This is a genomic window from Mucilaginibacter sp. HD30, assembly GCF_054061755.1.
Genome location: NZ_JBSSEO010000001.1, coordinates 906,612 through 921,591, shown reverse-complemented (window position 1 = coordinate 921,591; position 14,980 = coordinate 906,612). Strand labels below are relative to the sequence as shown.

Annotated in this window: 19 protein-coding genes; 13 read left to right on the top strand and 6 right to left on the bottom strand. The window is 45.1% G+C overall.

Going from position 1 to position 14,980, the window contains the following annotated elements:
• Window positions 1-66: 66 nt before the first annotated feature.
• A complete protein-coding gene (locus ACVW2L_RS04490; RefSeq protein ID WP_457126758.1) occupies window positions 67-462 on the bottom strand; it encodes a winged helix-turn-helix transcriptional regulator in 396 nt (131 codons plus the stop codon).
• 96 nt (window positions 463-558) lie between these two features.
• On the opposite strand from ACVW2L_RS04490, the gene ACVW2L_RS04485 reads away from it, so the two are divergent.
• Together ACVW2L_RS04485 and ACVW2L_RS04480 are read left to right on the top strand one after the other, a co-directional pair.
• Window positions 559-1,179, top strand: coding sequence for an NAD(P)-dependent oxidoreductase (locus ACVW2L_RS04485; protein ID WP_457126757.1), 621 nt, complete (start codon window positions 559-561; stop codon window positions 1,177-1,179).
• Between the two features lie 109 nt (window positions 1,180-1,288).
• Complete coding sequence (locus ACVW2L_RS04480; RefSeq protein ID WP_457126756.1) at window positions 1,289-2,092, top strand: GNAT family N-acetyltransferase; 804 nt, start codon at window positions 1,289-1,291, stop codon at window positions 2,090-2,092.
• A gap of 157 nt (window positions 2,093-2,249) precedes the next feature.
• Here ACVW2L_RS04480 and ACVW2L_RS04475 read toward each other — a convergent pair whose 3' ends face one another.
• Together ACVW2L_RS04475 and ACVW2L_RS04470 are read right to left on the bottom strand one after the other, a co-directional pair.
• The gene (locus tag ACVW2L_RS04475; protein WP_457126755.1) at window positions 2,250-3,581 is read right to left on the bottom strand and encodes a hypothetical protein; all 1,332 of its coding nucleotides are present in this window, start codon (window positions 3,579-3,581) and stop codon (window positions 2,250-2,252) included.
• 105 nt (window positions 3,582-3,686) lie between these two features.
• The gene (locus tag ACVW2L_RS04470; RefSeq protein WP_457126754.1) at window positions 3,687-4,607 is read right to left on the bottom strand and encodes an EamA family transporter; all 921 of its coding nucleotides are present in this window, start codon (window positions 4,605-4,607) and stop codon (window positions 3,687-3,689) included.
• Window positions 4,608-4,726: 119 nt separating this feature from the next.
• Between ACVW2L_RS04470 and ACVW2L_RS04465 the strand changes: the two genes are divergently transcribed.
• Complete coding sequence (locus ACVW2L_RS04465; RefSeq protein WP_457126753.1) at window positions 4,727-5,320, top strand: CGNR zinc finger domain-containing protein; 594 nt, start codon at window positions 4,727-4,729, stop codon at window positions 5,318-5,320.
• 169 nt (window positions 5,321-5,489) lie between these two features.
• On the opposite strand, the gene ACVW2L_RS04460 is transcribed toward ACVW2L_RS04465, so the two are convergent.
• A complete protein-coding gene (locus ACVW2L_RS04460) occupies window positions 5,490-6,074 on the bottom strand; it encodes a MarR family winged helix-turn-helix transcriptional regulator (protein WP_457126752.1) in 585 nt (194 codons plus the stop codon).
• Window positions 6,075-6,193: 119 nt separating this feature from the next.
• Here ACVW2L_RS04460 and ACVW2L_RS04455 point away from each other — a divergent pair, with 119 nt between their 5' ends.
• From ACVW2L_RS04455 to ACVW2L_RS04440, 4 genes are all read left to right on the top strand, one after another.
• Window positions 6,194-6,574 (top strand): nuclear transport factor 2 family protein, encoded by a 381-nt coding sequence (locus ACVW2L_RS04455; protein WP_457126751.1) that lies wholly within the window; start codon window positions 6,194-6,196, stop codon window positions 6,572-6,574.
• An 11-nt stretch (window positions 6,575-6,585) separates the two neighbouring features.
• Window positions 6,586-7,644: an alpha/beta fold hydrolase gene (locus tag ACVW2L_RS04450; RefSeq protein WP_457126750.1), complete on the top strand. Its 1,059-nt coding sequence runs from the start codon at window positions 6,586-6,588 to the stop codon at window positions 7,642-7,644.
• 2 nt (window positions 7,645-7,646) lie between these two features.
• A complete protein-coding gene (locus ACVW2L_RS04445; RefSeq protein WP_457126749.1) occupies window positions 7,647-7,964 on the top strand; it encodes a DUF1330 domain-containing protein in 318 nt (105 codons plus the stop codon).
• A gap of 86 nt (window positions 7,965-8,050) precedes the next feature.
• Window positions 8,051-8,329, top strand: coding sequence for a hypothetical protein (locus tag ACVW2L_RS04440; protein ID WP_457126748.1), 279 nt, complete (start codon window positions 8,051-8,053; stop codon window positions 8,327-8,329).
• Between the two features lie 18 nt (window positions 8,330-8,347).
• Here the strand turns inward: ACVW2L_RS04440 and ACVW2L_RS04435 are convergent, their stop codons facing one another.
• Window positions 8,348-9,247 carry a glycoside hydrolase family 43 protein gene (locus tag ACVW2L_RS04435; RefSeq protein ID WP_457126747.1) on the bottom strand — a complete coding sequence of 300 codons (900 nt, stop codon included), beginning with the start codon at window positions 9,245-9,247 and terminating at the stop codon, window positions 8,348-8,350.
• Window positions 9,248-9,314: 67 nt separating this feature from the next.
• On the opposite strand from ACVW2L_RS04435, the gene ACVW2L_RS04430 reads away from it, so the two are divergent.
• On the top strand, window positions 9,315-9,668 hold the full coding sequence (locus ACVW2L_RS04430; RefSeq protein WP_457126746.1) for a cupin domain-containing protein: 354 nt from the start codon (window positions 9,315-9,317) through the stop codon (window positions 9,666-9,668).
• Window positions 9,669-9,864: 196 nt separating this feature from the next.
• Here the strand turns inward: ACVW2L_RS04430 and ACVW2L_RS04425 are convergent, their stop codons facing one another.
• The gene (locus ACVW2L_RS04425) at window positions 9,865-9,987 is read right to left on the bottom strand and encodes a hypothetical protein (RefSeq protein ID WP_457126745.1); all 123 of its coding nucleotides are present in this window, start codon (window positions 9,985-9,987) and stop codon (window positions 9,865-9,867) included.
• A 91-nt stretch (window positions 9,988-10,078) separates the two neighbouring features.
• Between ACVW2L_RS04425 and ACVW2L_RS04420 the strand changes: the two genes are divergently transcribed.
• The 5 genes from ACVW2L_RS04420 (at window position 10,079) to ACVW2L_RS04400 (ending at window position 14,929) form a co-directional block, all read left to right on the top strand.
• Entirely contained in the window at window positions 10,079-10,642 is a 564-nt protein-coding gene (locus ACVW2L_RS04420; protein ID WP_457126744.1) for a Crp/Fnr family transcriptional regulator, read from the top strand.
• Window positions 10,643-10,734: 92 nt separating this feature from the next.
• Window positions 10,735-12,120, top strand: a complete 1,386-nt coding sequence (locus tag ACVW2L_RS04415) for a DJ-1/PfpI family protein (RefSeq protein WP_457126743.1) — start codon at window positions 10,735-10,737, stop codon at window positions 12,118-12,120.
• 250 nt (window positions 12,121-12,370) lie between these two features.
• On the top strand, window positions 12,371-13,354 hold the full coding sequence (locus ACVW2L_RS04410) for a haloalkane dehalogenase (RefSeq protein ID WP_457126742.1): 984 nt from the start codon (window positions 12,371-12,373) through the stop codon (window positions 13,352-13,354).
• A 5-nt stretch (window positions 13,355-13,359) separates the two neighbouring features.
• The gene (locus tag ACVW2L_RS04405; RefSeq protein WP_457126741.1) at window positions 13,360-13,923 is read left to right on the top strand and encodes an ester cyclase; all 564 of its coding nucleotides are present in this window, start codon (window positions 13,360-13,362) and stop codon (window positions 13,921-13,923) included.
• 235 nt (window positions 13,924-14,158) lie between these two features.
• A complete protein-coding gene (locus ACVW2L_RS04400) occupies window positions 14,159-14,929 on the top strand; it encodes a helix-turn-helix domain-containing protein (protein ID WP_457126740.1) in 771 nt (256 codons plus the stop codon).
• Window positions 14,930-14,980: the final 51 nt, after the last annotated feature.

The following is a 14,980-nucleotide window of genomic DNA, read 5'->3' as shown; positions in this document are numbered from 1 at the left end:
TGTGATGATATTGTTAGATAGCTCAACGAGTGCCCGTTACATTTACAAAATAAGTTGAAATTTTGCTTAACCCGGGAATTCCGCAATATTGCCGAAAAGCGGTTCTTCCATTTTTTGTCCCTCGGCGATGGCCCAGTTGGCCATGGCCAGCAGTACAGGCCGCAAGCGCTGACCGGCGTCGGTAAGGCTATAGGTCACATGCGGCGGCACCACATTCATTGACTTTCGCAGTACAAGGTCATCAGCTTCCAGCTGCTTTAAATGCTGGGCGAGCATCTTTTCCGTGATATGCGGCATCGCCTTCTTAAGTTCACTATATCGCTTGGTTCCGGATAACAGATGGAACAAAATGATCGGCTTCCAGTAATTGCCGATCTTTTCCATGACAAAGGTGACCGGGCAAAGCTTAAAAACATTATTCCTGTTGAACTGGAAAGTGGAGGTTTCTTTGACGTCTTTCATTTTTACACTTACTTTTCGGTGCGTACTTGCAATAAAGTAAGTTCAAATATAACTTTGATTTCAAACAAAATCAAAAGCTGTATGAAGAAAATTATAGTGTTCGGTGCGACGGGTGGTACGGGTCAACAAGTGGTGGCCATGGCCCTGCAAAAAGGTATTAAGGTGACTGCTATCGTCCGGAACCCCGCTGCCTTAGGTATAAAAGAACCCAATTTAAAAATTGTTAAGGGCGATGTATTAATACCATCAACTTTCAGCGATGAACTGGAAGGACAGGACGCTGTCATCTCCTGTCTGGGCATCCCAAAAATCCAGCAGACTACGCTCTATTCCGCCGGGATGCGTAACATCGTAGAAGCCATGCAGCAAACCAGGGTAAAACGGATTCTGTGCATCTCCTCCGGTGCGCTGGACATCCCGCCGGGCAGTTCCTTTATCATGAGTTTCCTGCTTAAGAATGTGCTCCAGCGCGTATACAAACCCATCTATTCGGACATGCGGTTGATGGAAAACAGGCTGAAAGCCTCGGATTTGGACTGGACGATTGTACGCGCCCCTAAACTATCAGATGGGAAGTTTACGGGCAAGTTCAGGGATATTACCGGATTGCCGCTAAAGGGGATCCCCAAAATATCAAGGGCCGATCTCGCCGCTTACCTGCTTGCTCATATAGAAGATCGGGCAGTAGTAAAAAAGACGGTAGATCTTGCCTATTGATCCTTCCAAACAGCACCATATCTGAGCGTTTGTCGATGAGGAGTTGACTGACGATCTGGATATGATTTGAACAGATCAATTTTATAACTTGAGCAAAATTTTATTAACGATGACCGAATTACTTTTCTCTTACGGCACCCTGAGATCAACGCAAGTTCAGCTGGCTTCCTTCGGAAGAATTCTGAATGGCGAACAGGACTGCCTGAACAGGTATCGTATCACCAAGGTGGAGATCACAGATGCGGATGTGCTGGCCAAAAGCGGCGAGCGGTACCACCCTGCTGCCATTCCTTCCGGGGACGAAAAGGATAAGATCGAAGGAATGGTCTTTGAGATCAGCCCGGAGGAGCTGGCGCTTGCAGATGCATATGAAGTAGATGATTATATCCGTACAAGCGTTCGTTTAGCATCTGGTAAGAAAGCCTGGATGTATATTTTAAAAACCTATGCTTTGCAAACAAGGCGCGCGGAACAAGCAGATGCCAAAATATTAAGTGACCTGATTTGCGAAACCGCGCACGCCTTATTAAGACCGCACTACACGGAGCAGCAATGGGCAATCTTTATCAAATATTATTCTGAACAGGTACTGAAAGAGAAGATAGCCAAACAGGTCGTGTTCTGCGCTGTTCAGGGCGATGTAATTTTGGGTACAGCAGCCCTTGACGGAAACTTCGTTGTTGGTTTTTATACGCGGCTGCAATATATCAATCAAGGTATCGGCAAATTCATCATGAGCAGCCTGGAGTCCTATGCAGAAAGCCAGGGACTATCCGAACTTCAATTAGCAGCTTCCCCTGAAGGGCTTTCATTTTATTACAAAAATGGCTGGGAAAAGGTGAAAGACTTTACTGTCGAGCACTATGGTGTGGGTTTTGACGAAACATTGATGACTAAAAAATTGCAACACTAATACAATTTTTGAACCCCTTTTAATTAAACTTTTTCCACCCATAAATACGCGCGCTTATTCGGATACGCTCCATTTTCATATAGGAAGCGTTCAATCGCGTTGACGATCCTGAATCGGGAGGCGCGAGGTCCAAAAGGCAAATATTCGTTTTCACTTGTTAAGCTATTTCCACTATTCTATTTTTTCGGATCAATACTGCATACATCACTAAAACAAAAAATACGTAAAAAAACTGCCCGCGCGATACGCCTACCCCATAAGGGAACCAAATGCCTGGAATAACATGCAAGGCTGATACCTCGGCTGGAAATAAAGCTATAGTCAGGAACAATAATGCCGCTGAAACCAACCTATCCTTTATGCCCTGTTTACGAATCCCGAGGCATGCGATCACAAGCAATATAGCCAAAAGCAATAATCTGATATAACCTGCAATTGCCTCATAATGTAAATGAATTGTGCTATTTGAGACCCAGGAAATCCCGAGCACCTGGATTGTCATATATAATGAAGTAAGTATTGCAATAATTATAGGCAGCCATTTCGGCTGACGCAGTCCGAACCATTCCAGCCAAGCCATCAGCCAGCTTCCAAGCATCAACGGCCTGAGTATAGCTGTTCCAAGAATAACTGCGAGATCTGCACTCTCAAACTGAAACCAATAGTAAGTAGCCTGGTTCAGTCGGACCAGCCCTAACAAAACCAAAGCGGTGATAAACCATTTACATGACCTTGTTTGATTACTGTTTTTGTTCACCAAATAAACTGTTGCCGCCAGCAGGATGAACATCACCGGCAAAATAACCTCTACGATATAACCTTTGATGGTTTGATTCCATTGAAAGCTGTATTTTTTTTCCATATGAGTTTTTTCGCCAAGCGCCGGGGCGATATGGATCCCGCCTGTACCGGGGCCTAAGTTAGCCGGACTCATCCATACCCTGAAAGCAATTGTGACGTCTTTGCCTTTTTTCACATTTTCGGGCAAGACGAACATATGGGGCCGGATACTGTAAATCTTCGGGACATTACCGGAGAAATCACCGGCATTACCTAATAGTGAGCCGTTAATAAATAGCTGATAGGCATCATCAACAGCAGGCGGCGCGGCTAAAGCCAAATTGTTTCGGGTTAAACTATCCAGCCGGACTTTCAGGCGGTACCAGGCGTAACCAGCATAGTTAGCATGTCCTTGGGTTGTCCAGCCCTGTATAAAGCCTGAAAGCCCCACATCATCATCATGTACGCCCGCGGGCGCAGTAAGATCCATGGTTTGCCAATCCGAATCATCATAGCCGGGCCTGGAATATTCCATACTATCCCCAATTTTAAATTTCCATGGCCCGTTCAACAGAACGATATGCTTATCGTTTAGCAACGTTTGCTCCGTAGTTTCAGAATAGGATAGATAGAACGTTGTACCTGCTATTAAAAGAAGGGTGATAAATAGCATGACATATGGAACGTAGGATATGTGTCTGGTATTCATGATCGGTTTCAATTTTGCTTTTAATCTCTCAAATATTATTAATGCAGGGAATATAAGGGAGGTCAGCGCCACCTCCATCTGCCCCCTGATACACGTTAACCCCGTTTAGCTCTTTGCTAATTGCTTTTTGCCTAACTGTGTAAGTAAAACGCCCGCAAGCACGATCACTAAGGCCAGCAATTGCAAACCCGCTATTTTTTCAGATGCCAGCAGCCAGCCAGCAAAGATCGCGATCACCGGGTTCACATAAGTATGGGTACTGACGATGGCGGGAGGCTGCACGCTCAGCAGCCAGGCGTAGGCGAGATAAGCGATCAAAGACCCCATGACGACCAGGTAAAGTAATCCCAGGTAAGCCGGAACGCTGATGTTCCCCGGATGGAAACCGGCCAGCTCCCCCGTTCCTGCAGCGATCATTACGGAGACCAGGCCAGCCGCCAGCAACTGTACAAGTGCCCGGTTAAAGGTCGAGCCACCCGCGCGAAGATGCCGGTCGCCGTACAATGCGCCGGTCACCCAAAGGAGTGCGCTTAGAAGGACTAATAAGGTACCTAAGAGCTGATGCCCGTTGGTAGCGCTTGCTGAAGGGGCGAAATGGGTGAACATCATGATCCCGCAGAAACCAAGGACGATACCGCTGATGATCAGTTTACCGGTAAAGTATAGCGCCCAGCGTTTCCGGTCCAGTAAAATGAAAAGCAGAGGCTCGGTCGCCATCAATACGGCCGCATAACCGGAGTCCACGTATTGTTCTGCCAGTACGACCAAACCCGAACCGCCAACCAGCATTAATATCCCGCTAACCGCCATCGGCCATAGCTCGCGCTTGTCCGGCCAGCCCTGTTTTGTACAGATCGCCCAAACTCCCAGGATCAGTCCCGCTGAAAGATAACGGAACGCAGAAAGAAGAAATGACGGAAATCCCTGTAACGCGTAACGATTGGCCAGGTAGGTGGTGCCCCAGACCACATATATGGCGGCAAAGGCGAAGATCAGCAATAACGATGAAACCTTTTTCTTTTCCATAACACAACCAGTAAAAATATCTTTGGCGGTGTGAAATTAATAATAAACCAGCAATAATTGTTTTGATGGTGTGAATATTTTTATATTTGAGCATGCATGGTTTATCAACAGTTCATACAATGACATTGGACGGAGGGGCGCCCTGCCTGGATTTTGTTAATTCGGGCTATGACAGGGAAAAGGATACCATTCAGGAACGCTTGCACGATTACAGCGACCTGCTGGCACTTGTTTCCCGAATGGAAATTGTTGCTCCTGCCCTATTAAAGCAATTGACGGAACTCGCTTCTGTTGATGGGGAGGCAGCTGAAGATGCACTGGTAGAAGCCAGAAACGTCAGGCTTACACTTTACCGGGTGTTTTCAGCTTTAGCGCATGATCCCACAGGCGCGCTTGAATCAGAAATATTGGGCGAACTGAACAGGCTAATGAAAAGATATCTGCCCGCACAAACTTTCAAGTTAACTGATGGCCAGTTAACGTACGACTTCGAGCAGACGATGACGGATCTGTCATTACCCGTACGAACGCTGTTGCTATCTGCCTTCCTTATACTAAAAAATGCCGACGAGGTTTATATCAAACAATGCGCAGGCTGTGAATGGCTATTTATCGATAAGACCAAAAACCACCAAAAAAGGTGGTGTTCGATGAGGTCTTGCGGCAACGCGGAAAAGACCAAACGTTACTATCGAAAATCAACAAAGATTTAAACCTTTGAAAAGTTTTGGATAATCCGCAAGTTCCGGGTTGGTAGTCTTAATATAAAAAATCAGGTTTGACATATGGCTAATGATTTGACTACAAATTGCTACGGCCATTTCTAAAAAGCCGGGGTAAATATCTTTTAGGTTATTTACCAATGCCTCCCCTGCCTGGCCGCTACGTAATCTGGTGGCGAACCGGCAGCTTCGCTATTATTTCCTCCAGCGGCTCTAAAACTTCAATCACTGCTTTTATTTCATCCCTGTTCGTATGCCCGAATAAGTATGACCTGATTTCGGCAGCTCTTTTCAAACATGGAATGATCACCGTTTGGCCTTTTTCGCTGATCGCCACGATTTTGGCTCGTTTATCGTTCTCATCCTGCATCTCAGTGATCAGCCCCTGCTTCTTTAATCTGCTCATTATTTCAGAACCGGTGGAGAATTCGACCAGTACAAAACTGATCAGGTCAGTCTTACGCATTTTCCCGTAATGATGCAAACTGGCCAAAAACGGAAACCCTTCAGGCACTTTCATGTCCAATCCTTTAAGCGCCGCCCGCAGATGGATCTGATACAGGCTGCTTATCCTTCCCATCGCCTTCGTCAGCCGTGCCGAATCATCAGGAGGCGTTTTCGGTTGCCTGGCGTTATTCGTTTTTTGATTCGCCATGTGCCAATAAAAATCCTCCAGGCTGGCCCCCGGATGCTGTTCCTCAAATACGGCATGAGCTTGCAAAAGCGTCAGGTAAGTTTTTTCCATATTACTTCAATTCCGAACCTAATTTATAAAAAATTATTACAATAAAAACATAATAACTTCAATATTGTAATATATATTTGAATGTTAATTCGTAATTGAAATAATTAAACTACTTAGCTATGAATGACGTTAAAGACAACACCCTCCTTAAACATTGGGCGTCAGGCGAGCGAAAACGGGATATCGCTCAATTAAATGTGCTACTATCAAATCATTTTCTGGCTGTCGGTCCCCGGGGATTTGTGCTGACCAAACAACAATGGCTGGAACGATTTGAACATCAGGAATACAGCGCTTTCGATCTTTCGGAACCCCGGCTGATCAGCAGTCAGAACACCGTGGTGATCGTAGCTAAGCTGAGCCAAACCGGTACTTTCCAGGGCCATAACGCGGACGGTGTTTTCAGGATCAGTCAAACCTGGGTGGAAACTCCGGATGGCTGGAAACTCCTTCTGCTCCATTATACAGCAGATAACACACAACTGCCCATTGAAAAGTAGCACCTACAGGTATGAAGCAATTAATTCTTATGGTGGTCACCGGTATGATCCTGTCGACGCCGATCCGCTCATTAAGCCAAACTCCTATGAAAGAAGTTAAAGAATCATTAGGCGGTGTAGAGCTATTCCACCGCTTTAAACTGGTAAATGGCATCAATATGCACTATGTTGAAGCCGGTCAGGGGCCGCTGGTTATTCTTATCCACGGCTTTCCCGAATTATGGTATTCGTGGCGGTCACAAATCCCTGCAATTGCAAAAGCGGGTTTTCACGTGGTAGCAGTTGACCTCCGTGGTTACGGGCAAAGCACCGTGACAGCTGATGTAAGTAGCTATAGTATAGTCAACCAGGTTAAAGACATCAATGACCTGATAGATGGCCTGCATAAGCGACAAGCGATACTGATCGGTCATGACTGGGGAGCCAATATCGCCTATGCCATGACCATGCTTAATCCGGAAAAGGTTAAAGCATTGGTGACTTTAAGTGTACCTTTTTATCCCCAGCCTATCGGGCCGGTTGCCAGGATCAAAGAATTTTCTAAAGATAAATTCAATTTTGTTGTTTACTTCCAGCAACCCGGTCTCGCCGAAAAGGAGATCAATGCAGATGTCAGTCATTTTTTTAAGCGGTTTTTCTATGCGCTTTCCGGAACTGCGCCAGATACACTTGTCAATACGTTATTTACCAAAAAGTCGGCGACTACAAAACTGCTCGATGAAATGCCGGAACCGAAAGTATTGCCTGCGTGGCTGACCGAAAAGGAACTGGCTTATTATACCAACAGCTTTAAAAAGACAGGATTTACCGGCGCTTTAAATATTTATAGAAATATTGACCGGGATTTTGCTGCACTACAAGGCAGGTATAAACCGGAGATCAGCCAGCCATCACTCTTCATTGCCGGCCAAAATGATGCGGCCATCAAATTCGGCAGTTTAGAGGCTACCAAAAAAGGTTTGAGCAATTTAAAAGGTTTGGTCATCCTGCCGCATACCGGGCATTGGGTTCAACAGGAACAGCCAAAGGAAGTCAACGATGCTATTGTCGGATTCTTAAAACAGCTTTGATTATGTCTGCATACGTAATATCTGAAGTGGAATTTATGGATGCCGCAGCAACCGATAAGTACAGGACGCTTGCCGCAGCAGCTATCGCCAAATATGGCGGAAAATATCTCGTTCGTGGCGCCACTCCAACAGTGGCGGAAGGCGAAACAAACGATCGCCTGTTCGTCATCGTCGAATTTGCTTCTATGGTCGTGATCCAGGAATGGTATAACTCGGAAGATTATGCGAAGGCACTCGTTTATAAAGAGCAGGCGCTGAAACGCCGCCTGGTATTTGCGGAAGGAGTGGCGAAAATCGAACCGGAAAGTACGGATGGTTAAGGCACCGTTCACCCGGCAAACCATTTATTGACAAACAGGTTATGTACTAAACAAGGATCAATACAACCAAAAAATATAATAAGGCTATGGAAGGTTTGGATCAGGACTTGTTCTCCCTTTCACGGGCTGAACTTATAAAGGAAGTGAAAAAACTAAGGGATGCGATAAGGTCGCACCGCGACAGTAGCGGCCATGAATTATGCTGGCACCACCCTGCGCTATGGGGCCTTCTGCCTGAAAAAACCGAACCCGATATTGCGGTCCCGGAATGGCCAAAGTTTTTGGAAGGCTGTATCCATTACCGCAGATCATTAGACGAACAGCTGCCTGATGCAAAACGGATTAGCGAAGATTTCCATAAATGAAGCCCGGCCTGTGGGCCGCTAGCCAACAGGTTCAATAGCGTCCACGCCTTCAGAGGTCATTACTATTCGCTTTAAGGTGCCATCGGAATTGTAAAACAGATCGTCTACACAAACCGACCTGCGGTGGCTTCCGCCATTCTGCAAAGCGCCGTTGTGATAGAAAAAATACGACTTGCCTTTAAATCTTACGATCGCCGGCCGGTTCGTCTCACAGTTACCGGCGATCTCATTGAGGATACCCATATAATCCCAGGGACCTTCGATCTTTCGGCTCCTGGCATAAGATACCTTTTCCGGCATGCCCTGGCCATAGCATAAGTAATACCAGCCGTTATTTTTGTGAATATGCGCACCTTCCTGGAATCCGGGCAGATCTAAGGTTATTATGGTTCCAGTCAGTCCCTGCAACGTTTCATCCAGTTGCGCGAAATAGCATTGGCCGTTCCCCCAAAATATATAAGCTTTACCGTCATCATCTATGAGTACACTGGGATCCAGATTCGCTTTTTCGTTGTCAGTTGGCGGTAGCATATTATGGGTAATGAGTGCCGACCCTTTCGCATCCTGAAAGGGCCCTTCCGGTTTTGATGCGACGGCTACACCAATCGCCTTACCGGGTAGATGAGCATGTGTCACCGCGACGAACCAGTAAAACTTATCGTTATGCTTTACGACACAAGAGGCATAAGCATCGCCCTTTGCCCAGCTAAAGTCGGTTGCTTTTAATAACGAACCGTGATCTTGCCAGGTGACCATTTCCCGGGAAGAAAAACACAGCCAGTCTCTCATGAAGTAGTTTTCTGTACCAACCGGCGCCTCGTCATGGCCGGTATATAAATATACCGTATCCTCAAAGGCCAGCACAGTGGGATCGGCAGTGTAAAGGTTTGTTATGATAGGATTACCTGATTTCTTCACGAGGTACAACAAAAATTAGTAAAGGTCTTACGCTAAAACAAAATTTCCAGACAGCAGTTTTTAAAACATGAACGCTTCGCCGCTAACTGTTATAGATATTGCCAAAAACACGTCCACCGAGGACAACTACCAAAATATACCGGTTGCCGCTGTAAATGATCATGTAGTAAGACTGAGTATCATGACGGAGCCCTATTTCTGGCATTTGCATCCCGATTCTGACGAAACTTTCCTGGTCGTTGAAGGAATAGTTATTATTGAACTGGAAGATCGCGTGATCGAACTTTTACCCAATCAACTCTTCACTATTCCTAAAAATGTAATTCACCGTACGCTGCCAAAGGGCAGCAGGTCAGTTAATATAACGTTTGAGCGCGCGGAACTGACGACCACAATAGTCGAACGGCCAACACCATCATAAACGGCAACGCATTTAGCTGCCTGTCTAACCAAGCGTTAATGCGGCATTGACGTTCACGTTTTACGCCAATGCCGAGCAGAAAAAAACCGTGTGGTTCTGCGATCAACCCTTAAAAAATGAAGCTCGGGGCAGAGCAAAGCGATTGCACAATTGCTAACCTTTCTGTATTTCATTGCCTATTGATAATGTTTTTTGCCTATAACAATCCGGATGCATCAAAAAAAGAACTGATGCGACCTATTTTGCCATCCTGGTTAAACTGAAAAAGATCAACAGCCTTCATTTCGAATGATTTTTGTGTGGCTTTAATTTTTCCCATTATAACCAACAAACAGTGAAGCGGGAAAAGCTGATGGCGAAACGGTAATTTGGGCTTGTCGGGCAATGTGGCAATTTTATATATTTGATCAATGAGTTTGGCATTAAGGCAACATATAGAAAAGATCACCCCGCTCACGGATCAGGAGTTCGACTATATTCTTTCGCACTTCACCACACGGAAACTTAAAAAGCACCAGTTTTTAGTTCAGCAGGATGATCTGGTAAACAACGATCATTTCGTTACCAAAGGACTTTTAAAAGCGTATTACGTCAATCATACAGGTAAGGAGCACATTATGCAATTTGCTTTTGAGGACTGGTGGGTTAGTGATTACCAGGCTTACTTCAGCCAAACACCCGCTTCGCTTTATATTGATTGCCTGGAAGATGTGGAATTGCTCTGCTTGTCGCTGCAAAACCGGGATAAGATCTGTTCGGAGTTGCATCAAATGGAACACTTTTTCCGCCGGAAGGGTAACTGGGGTTACGTCGCCCTGCAGCGCCGCATTTTGTCCTTACTCAATGACAAACCTAAAGAGCGCTATGAGCAGCTTTTTACTTTATATCCATCCTTATTTCAAAGGGTGCCCAAAACCCTTCTTGCTGCTTACCTGGGCGTTTCAAGGGAAACCCTCAGCCGGTTATCTTCTTAGCTATGTGATTTTTGTCACAGCAAACCTGTGATTTGCCTCCTGTGTCGTTGGTTCAGCTATATGGAATTTTGGATCAACAAAAAGGAAATGATATGCAAAAGAAAATCTTATTCGTAATTACCAGCCACGACAAAAAAGGATCTACCGGGCACCCTACCGGTTTTTATTTAGCAGAAGTGAGTCATCCATGGGAAGTAATCACCAATGCAGGTTATGAAATCGACTTCGTTAGTCCACAGGGCGGTAAAGCACCGGTCGACGGTTTTAATTTAAGCGATCCTGTTAATAAAAGTTTCTGGGAAGATGCAAACTACCGGAACAAAGTGGAACACACGATGAAGCCGGAGGAGGTAAAACCTGAGGACTACGTCGCCATTTTTTATGCGGGCGGACACGGCAGCATGTGGGATTTCCCTGAGAATGCCGCGCTGGCAAATATCGCTGCAACCATTTATGAAAATAACGGCGTAATTGCTGCTGTTTGTCATGGTCCTGCCGCACTGGTGAACATTAAGCTGAGCAATGGTCAATATCTGGTGGAGGGCAAAAAGGTGAATGCTTTTACCAATGAGGAAGAAGCTGCGGTGGCCCTCGACAAAGTAGTGCCATTCTTATTGGAGAACAAACTGATTGAACGCGGGGCTATATTTGAAAAGTCAGGGCTTTGGCAAAATCATGTGGTGACCGACAAGCGCTTAGTGACCGGACAAAACCCGGCCTCAGCAAAAGGTGTCGGCGAAGCAGTGGCGAGCGAGATTCAAAAACTGGAGCTTCAAAAACTGGCCGTCAACCTGCCTGCGGATGATGTAATGGGTGTTAAAGTCGAGTGGCTGGTCAACGCCGGCGCAACACCGAATAGAGAATTAAAGAAACTTTTGAATGAAACACCGGATATCAGTCAGTTAGAAGGGAAAAAAGTGGCCATCGTGGTAACTGACGGCGTGGAGGAAATTGAGCTGACGCTGGTACAGCGAATTTTACAGGAGCGCGGTGCAACGGTCGACATTATATCGCCCCGAAAACCCAATTATCCGCCGATGTTCGGAGCCTATGTGCCGGCCAAACGCGCCACGCATATCAGCACAGTCAACTGGATGCAAAATGCCAATTACATCAAGATTGACAAATTTCTTGACGAAGCCGATTCGACAGGTTATCAGCTGGTTTATATCCCGGGAGGTGCGTGGAACCCGGATGCTTTACGTGCCGATAAAGACGCGTTGAAGTTTATTAAAAAGGCCAGTCTAAATAACATCCCGGTAGCCTCCATCTGCCACGGGCCTTGGGTGCTGATCAGTGCGGGTTTGGTAAAAGACCGTAAAGTAACGGCCTGGTGGGCGATGCACGAAGACCTGAGCAACGCCGGCGGCATCGTGTTGGACCAAGCAGTTGTTGTCGACCAAAACGTGATCACTGCAAGGGGTCCGGTTGACTTGGCGCCTTTTACCAGAACACTGATCGACATATTGATGAATTAACATTTAAAGAGGCTGGGTCATGAGCAGCCTCTTTTATGACGAAATTTATCAATTCTTTGCCTGACTCGTCATCCTATTTCAGAAATATTGCTTGCAATTTCCTTCCAATTGCAAACCCATCGTCTGTTCGTCTGCAAATATGACTTATTGCCACTAACCTAACAATTAGCACATCGCCATTTAATAGTTGATTTTTTACAATTTCGGGGAGACCGTGCCAGGTAATTTTGTCTTTATAAAATTAGAACGCATGAAAAAATTATCGGCAATTGTTAGTGTGCTATCTCTGTTTTTCACCACTATGGTGAATGCACAGCAAAGCAGCCCGATTCCCATCAAAAAAATCAATCCAATGATCAGCTCGAAATTCAATTATCCTAAAAAACACACCGTGGTGCTTGGTAAAGATATGGCGTATGTGGAAACCGGTAGTGGCGATCCGATAGTTTTCCTGCACGGAAACCCAACCTCATCCTATCTCTGGCGCAACGTTATACCTTATCTTGAAAAACAAGGCCGATGTATCGCACCCGATCTAATAGGGATGGGCGATTCCCAAAAACTTCAGGAAACCGGCCCTGAAGCGTATTCATTCCTGGAGCAAAGTAAATACCTAGATGCATTGCTGGAAAAACTTGGAGTAAATAAAAAAATCACATTTGTTGCACATGACTGGGGATCGGCATTAGCATTTTACTGGGCGTATCGTCATCCTGCCGCGGTTAAAGGTATCGTTTATATGGAAGCGATTGTAACTCCGCTAAGTTGGGAAGGCATGCCGGAAATGGGCAGAAATATTTTTAAAATGCTACGCTCCCCAGCCGGAGAAAAGTTAGTGCTTGAGCAAAACTCTTTTATAGAGGTTAATTTACCAAATACCATTCAACGGGCGCTTACAAAGGAAGAAATGGATGAGTATCGTCGTCCGTTTTTGCAGCCGGGCGAAGGCAGGCGCGTAATGTTATCCTGGGCAAGACAATTGCCATTTGAGGGAGATACTTCGAACGTTGTTACCATCGTCAACAATTATTCGAACTGGCTAAGCAAAAGCCAAATACCGAAATTATTTATCGAGAGTGATCCTGGTACCATGCAACCGAATGCGAGGACATTGTGCAATACCTGGCCGGCGCAAATGAAAATTACGGTAAAAGGGATCCACTACGTTCAGGAAGATTCCCCTGGTGAAATAGGTGCAGCGATAGCCGCCTGGTACAAAAAGATTAAAAAATAAGCAGCATGGGACTAATATTTAAAATGGCTTTACCTATGATCCTTTTATCATGGTTCAGCACGGAGCTAACAGCGCAGCAGAAGATTAAAAACAACAATTTAAAATTTAAAAAAACGACAAAAATGAGCACAGAAACATTGAAAAAAAATAAAGCCAGCATCCGTCATCTTTATCATGACCTGCTAAACGCAAGGAACTTCGATAAGTTAAATACCGTTATCTCTGAAGATTATACAGGAATTCGCGGCGAAAAGGGAGTAAACGGATTTAAGGAATCTGTAATTTCTATAATCTCCGGCTTCCCCGATATGAAATGGAATATTGAAGACCTGTTGGCTGACGGAGATAAAGTTGTTGTTAGGTGGACATGGAAAGGTACCAATACGCAACCTTTTCGCGGTATCCCGGCAAGTAACAACCCGGTGAACGATAATGCAATCGTTATCTATCAATTTAATGATGAAGGAAAAATCATTCATGCCTGGCTGCAGGGTGATCGATTGGGCGTACTCATTCAGATTGGCGCTATCCCCGCAAGTTTGGTTCCCGCGCCCCCTGCATCAAAATAGCTTATAATTTTAAAATTGATGTATAAGTTGTAATTAACCTGGAATCAATTGATAAGGATAAAAGGACTAAAAATCAAGAACTTTTAGTAACTTGATTTTTAGTGTACCCAATTGTCCTTTAGCTGCAAAGTTTTTAATATGATGGCTTTTCAGTTAATAATATGTCTATTCTAGCTAAATTCAATCAGGTTATTGAATGGCTGTACAAGCTGGTAGTATAAAAGCATCCAATGATATGAAGATCGAAAAGTTTTCCCCAGATAAGATTCTAAGACCATATATCGAAAGTTTCATGATCATTGAAAGCGACGATCAGATTACGAACCGTATACTACCGGAACCCATTTTAACTATTGGATTTCGTTTTAAAGGAAATACCTTCGGAGGATTGTCTGCAGATGAAAAAATGCCGGCCGCCTCTATCACAGGCGTTTCAAAAACACTACGTCTTATCCGTTACGAGGCCAATAGCGGGGTGTTGATCGTCCGGTTTAAAGAAGGCGGCGCCCTGGCTTTCTGTAAGGAGCCGCTCAATGAGCTTTCCGGATTAAGTGTTAGCCTTGATGAAGTTATGGATACGGCTTCAATCATGAAAACGGAGGATTTGCTGGGGAGTACTTCAACTAATGCAGAGCGTATCAGCGTTATCGAACAATTCCTTTTGTCCAATCTGCATCCTTCAGTTTTCGACCCCAGGGTTAGCGCGGCAGTAAACCTGATCAAATCACTTAACGGCAATCTGAGAATAAAGGAGCTGGCCTCTAATCTGAGCACGAATGTCAACTCGCTGGAGAAGCATTTCAGAGCGCAGATGGGTATTTCTCCAAAGCAGTATGCCTCTATTTCCAGGTTAAAAGCGGTTATCAAGGACTACCGGGCAGAAGCGGACCTGACAGAAATTTCCTATAACGCCGGTTTTTTTGATCAATCACATTTTATAAAAGAGTTCAAAGCATTCACTGGGGAAAATCCGCTTCGCTTTTTTAGAAACGGCATATACTGGTAGCGACAATTCATTACTTAGTTGCTTTCTGGTCAGCAAAAGCCGGAGGACCAG

Coding starts and splice junctions, on each gene's coding strand:
- ACVW2L_RS04490 (WP_457126758.1), bottom strand. CDS start 462: ATGAAAGACGTCAAAGAAACCTCCACTTTCCAGTTCAACAGGAATAAT.
- ACVW2L_RS04480 (WP_457126756.1), top strand. CDS start 1,289: ATGACCGAATTACTTTTCTCTTACGGCACCCTGAGATCAACGCAAGTT.
- ACVW2L_RS04475 (WP_457126755.1), bottom strand. CDS start 3,581: ATGAATACCAGACACATATCCTACGTTCCATATGTCATGCTATTTATC.
- ACVW2L_RS04470 (WP_457126754.1), bottom strand. CDS start 4,607: ATGGAAAAGAAAAAGGTTTCATCGTTATTGCTGATCTTCGCCTTTGCC.
- ACVW2L_RS04465 (WP_457126753.1), top strand. CDS start 4,727: ATGACATTGGACGGAGGGGCGCCCTGCCTGGATTTTGTTAATTCGGGC.
- ACVW2L_RS04460 (WP_457126752.1), bottom strand. CDS start 6,074: ATGGAAAAAACTTACCTGACGCTTTTGCAAGCTCATGCCGTATTTGAG.
- ACVW2L_RS04455 (WP_457126751.1), top strand. CDS start 6,194: ATGAATGACGTTAAAGACAACACCCTCCTTAAACATTGGGCGTCAGGC.
- ACVW2L_RS04450 (WP_457126750.1), top strand. CDS start 6,586: ATGAAGCAATTAATTCTTATGGTGGTCACCGGTATGATCCTGTCGACG.
- ACVW2L_RS04445 (WP_457126749.1), top strand. CDS start 7,647: ATGTCTGCATACGTAATATCTGAAGTGGAATTTATGGATGCCGCAGCA.
- ACVW2L_RS04440 (WP_457126748.1), top strand. CDS start 8,051: ATGGAAGGTTTGGATCAGGACTTGTTCTCCCTTTCACGGGCTGAACTT.
- ACVW2L_RS04430 (WP_457126746.1), top strand. CDS start 9,315: ATGAACGCTTCGCCGCTAACTGTTATAGATATTGCCAAAAACACGTCC.
- ACVW2L_RS04425 (WP_457126745.1), bottom strand. CDS start 9,987: ATGGGAAAAATTAAAGCCACACAAAAATCATTCGAAATGAAGGCTGTT.
- ACVW2L_RS04420 (WP_457126744.1), top strand. CDS start 10,079: ATGAGTTTGGCATTAAGGCAACATATAGAAAAGATCACCCCGCTCACG.
- ACVW2L_RS04415 (WP_457126743.1), top strand. CDS start 10,735: ATGCAAAAGAAAATCTTATTCGTAATTACCAGCCACGACAAAAAAGGA.
- ACVW2L_RS04410 (WP_457126742.1), top strand. CDS start 12,371: ATGAAAAAATTATCGGCAATTGTTAGTGTGCTATCTCTGTTTTTCACC.
- ACVW2L_RS04405 (WP_457126741.1), top strand. CDS start 13,360: ATGGGACTAATATTTAAAATGGCTTTACCTATGATCCTTTTATCATGG.
- ACVW2L_RS04400 (WP_457126740.1), top strand. CDS start 14,159: ATGAAGATCGAAAAGTTTTCCCCAGATAAGATTCTAAGACCATATATC.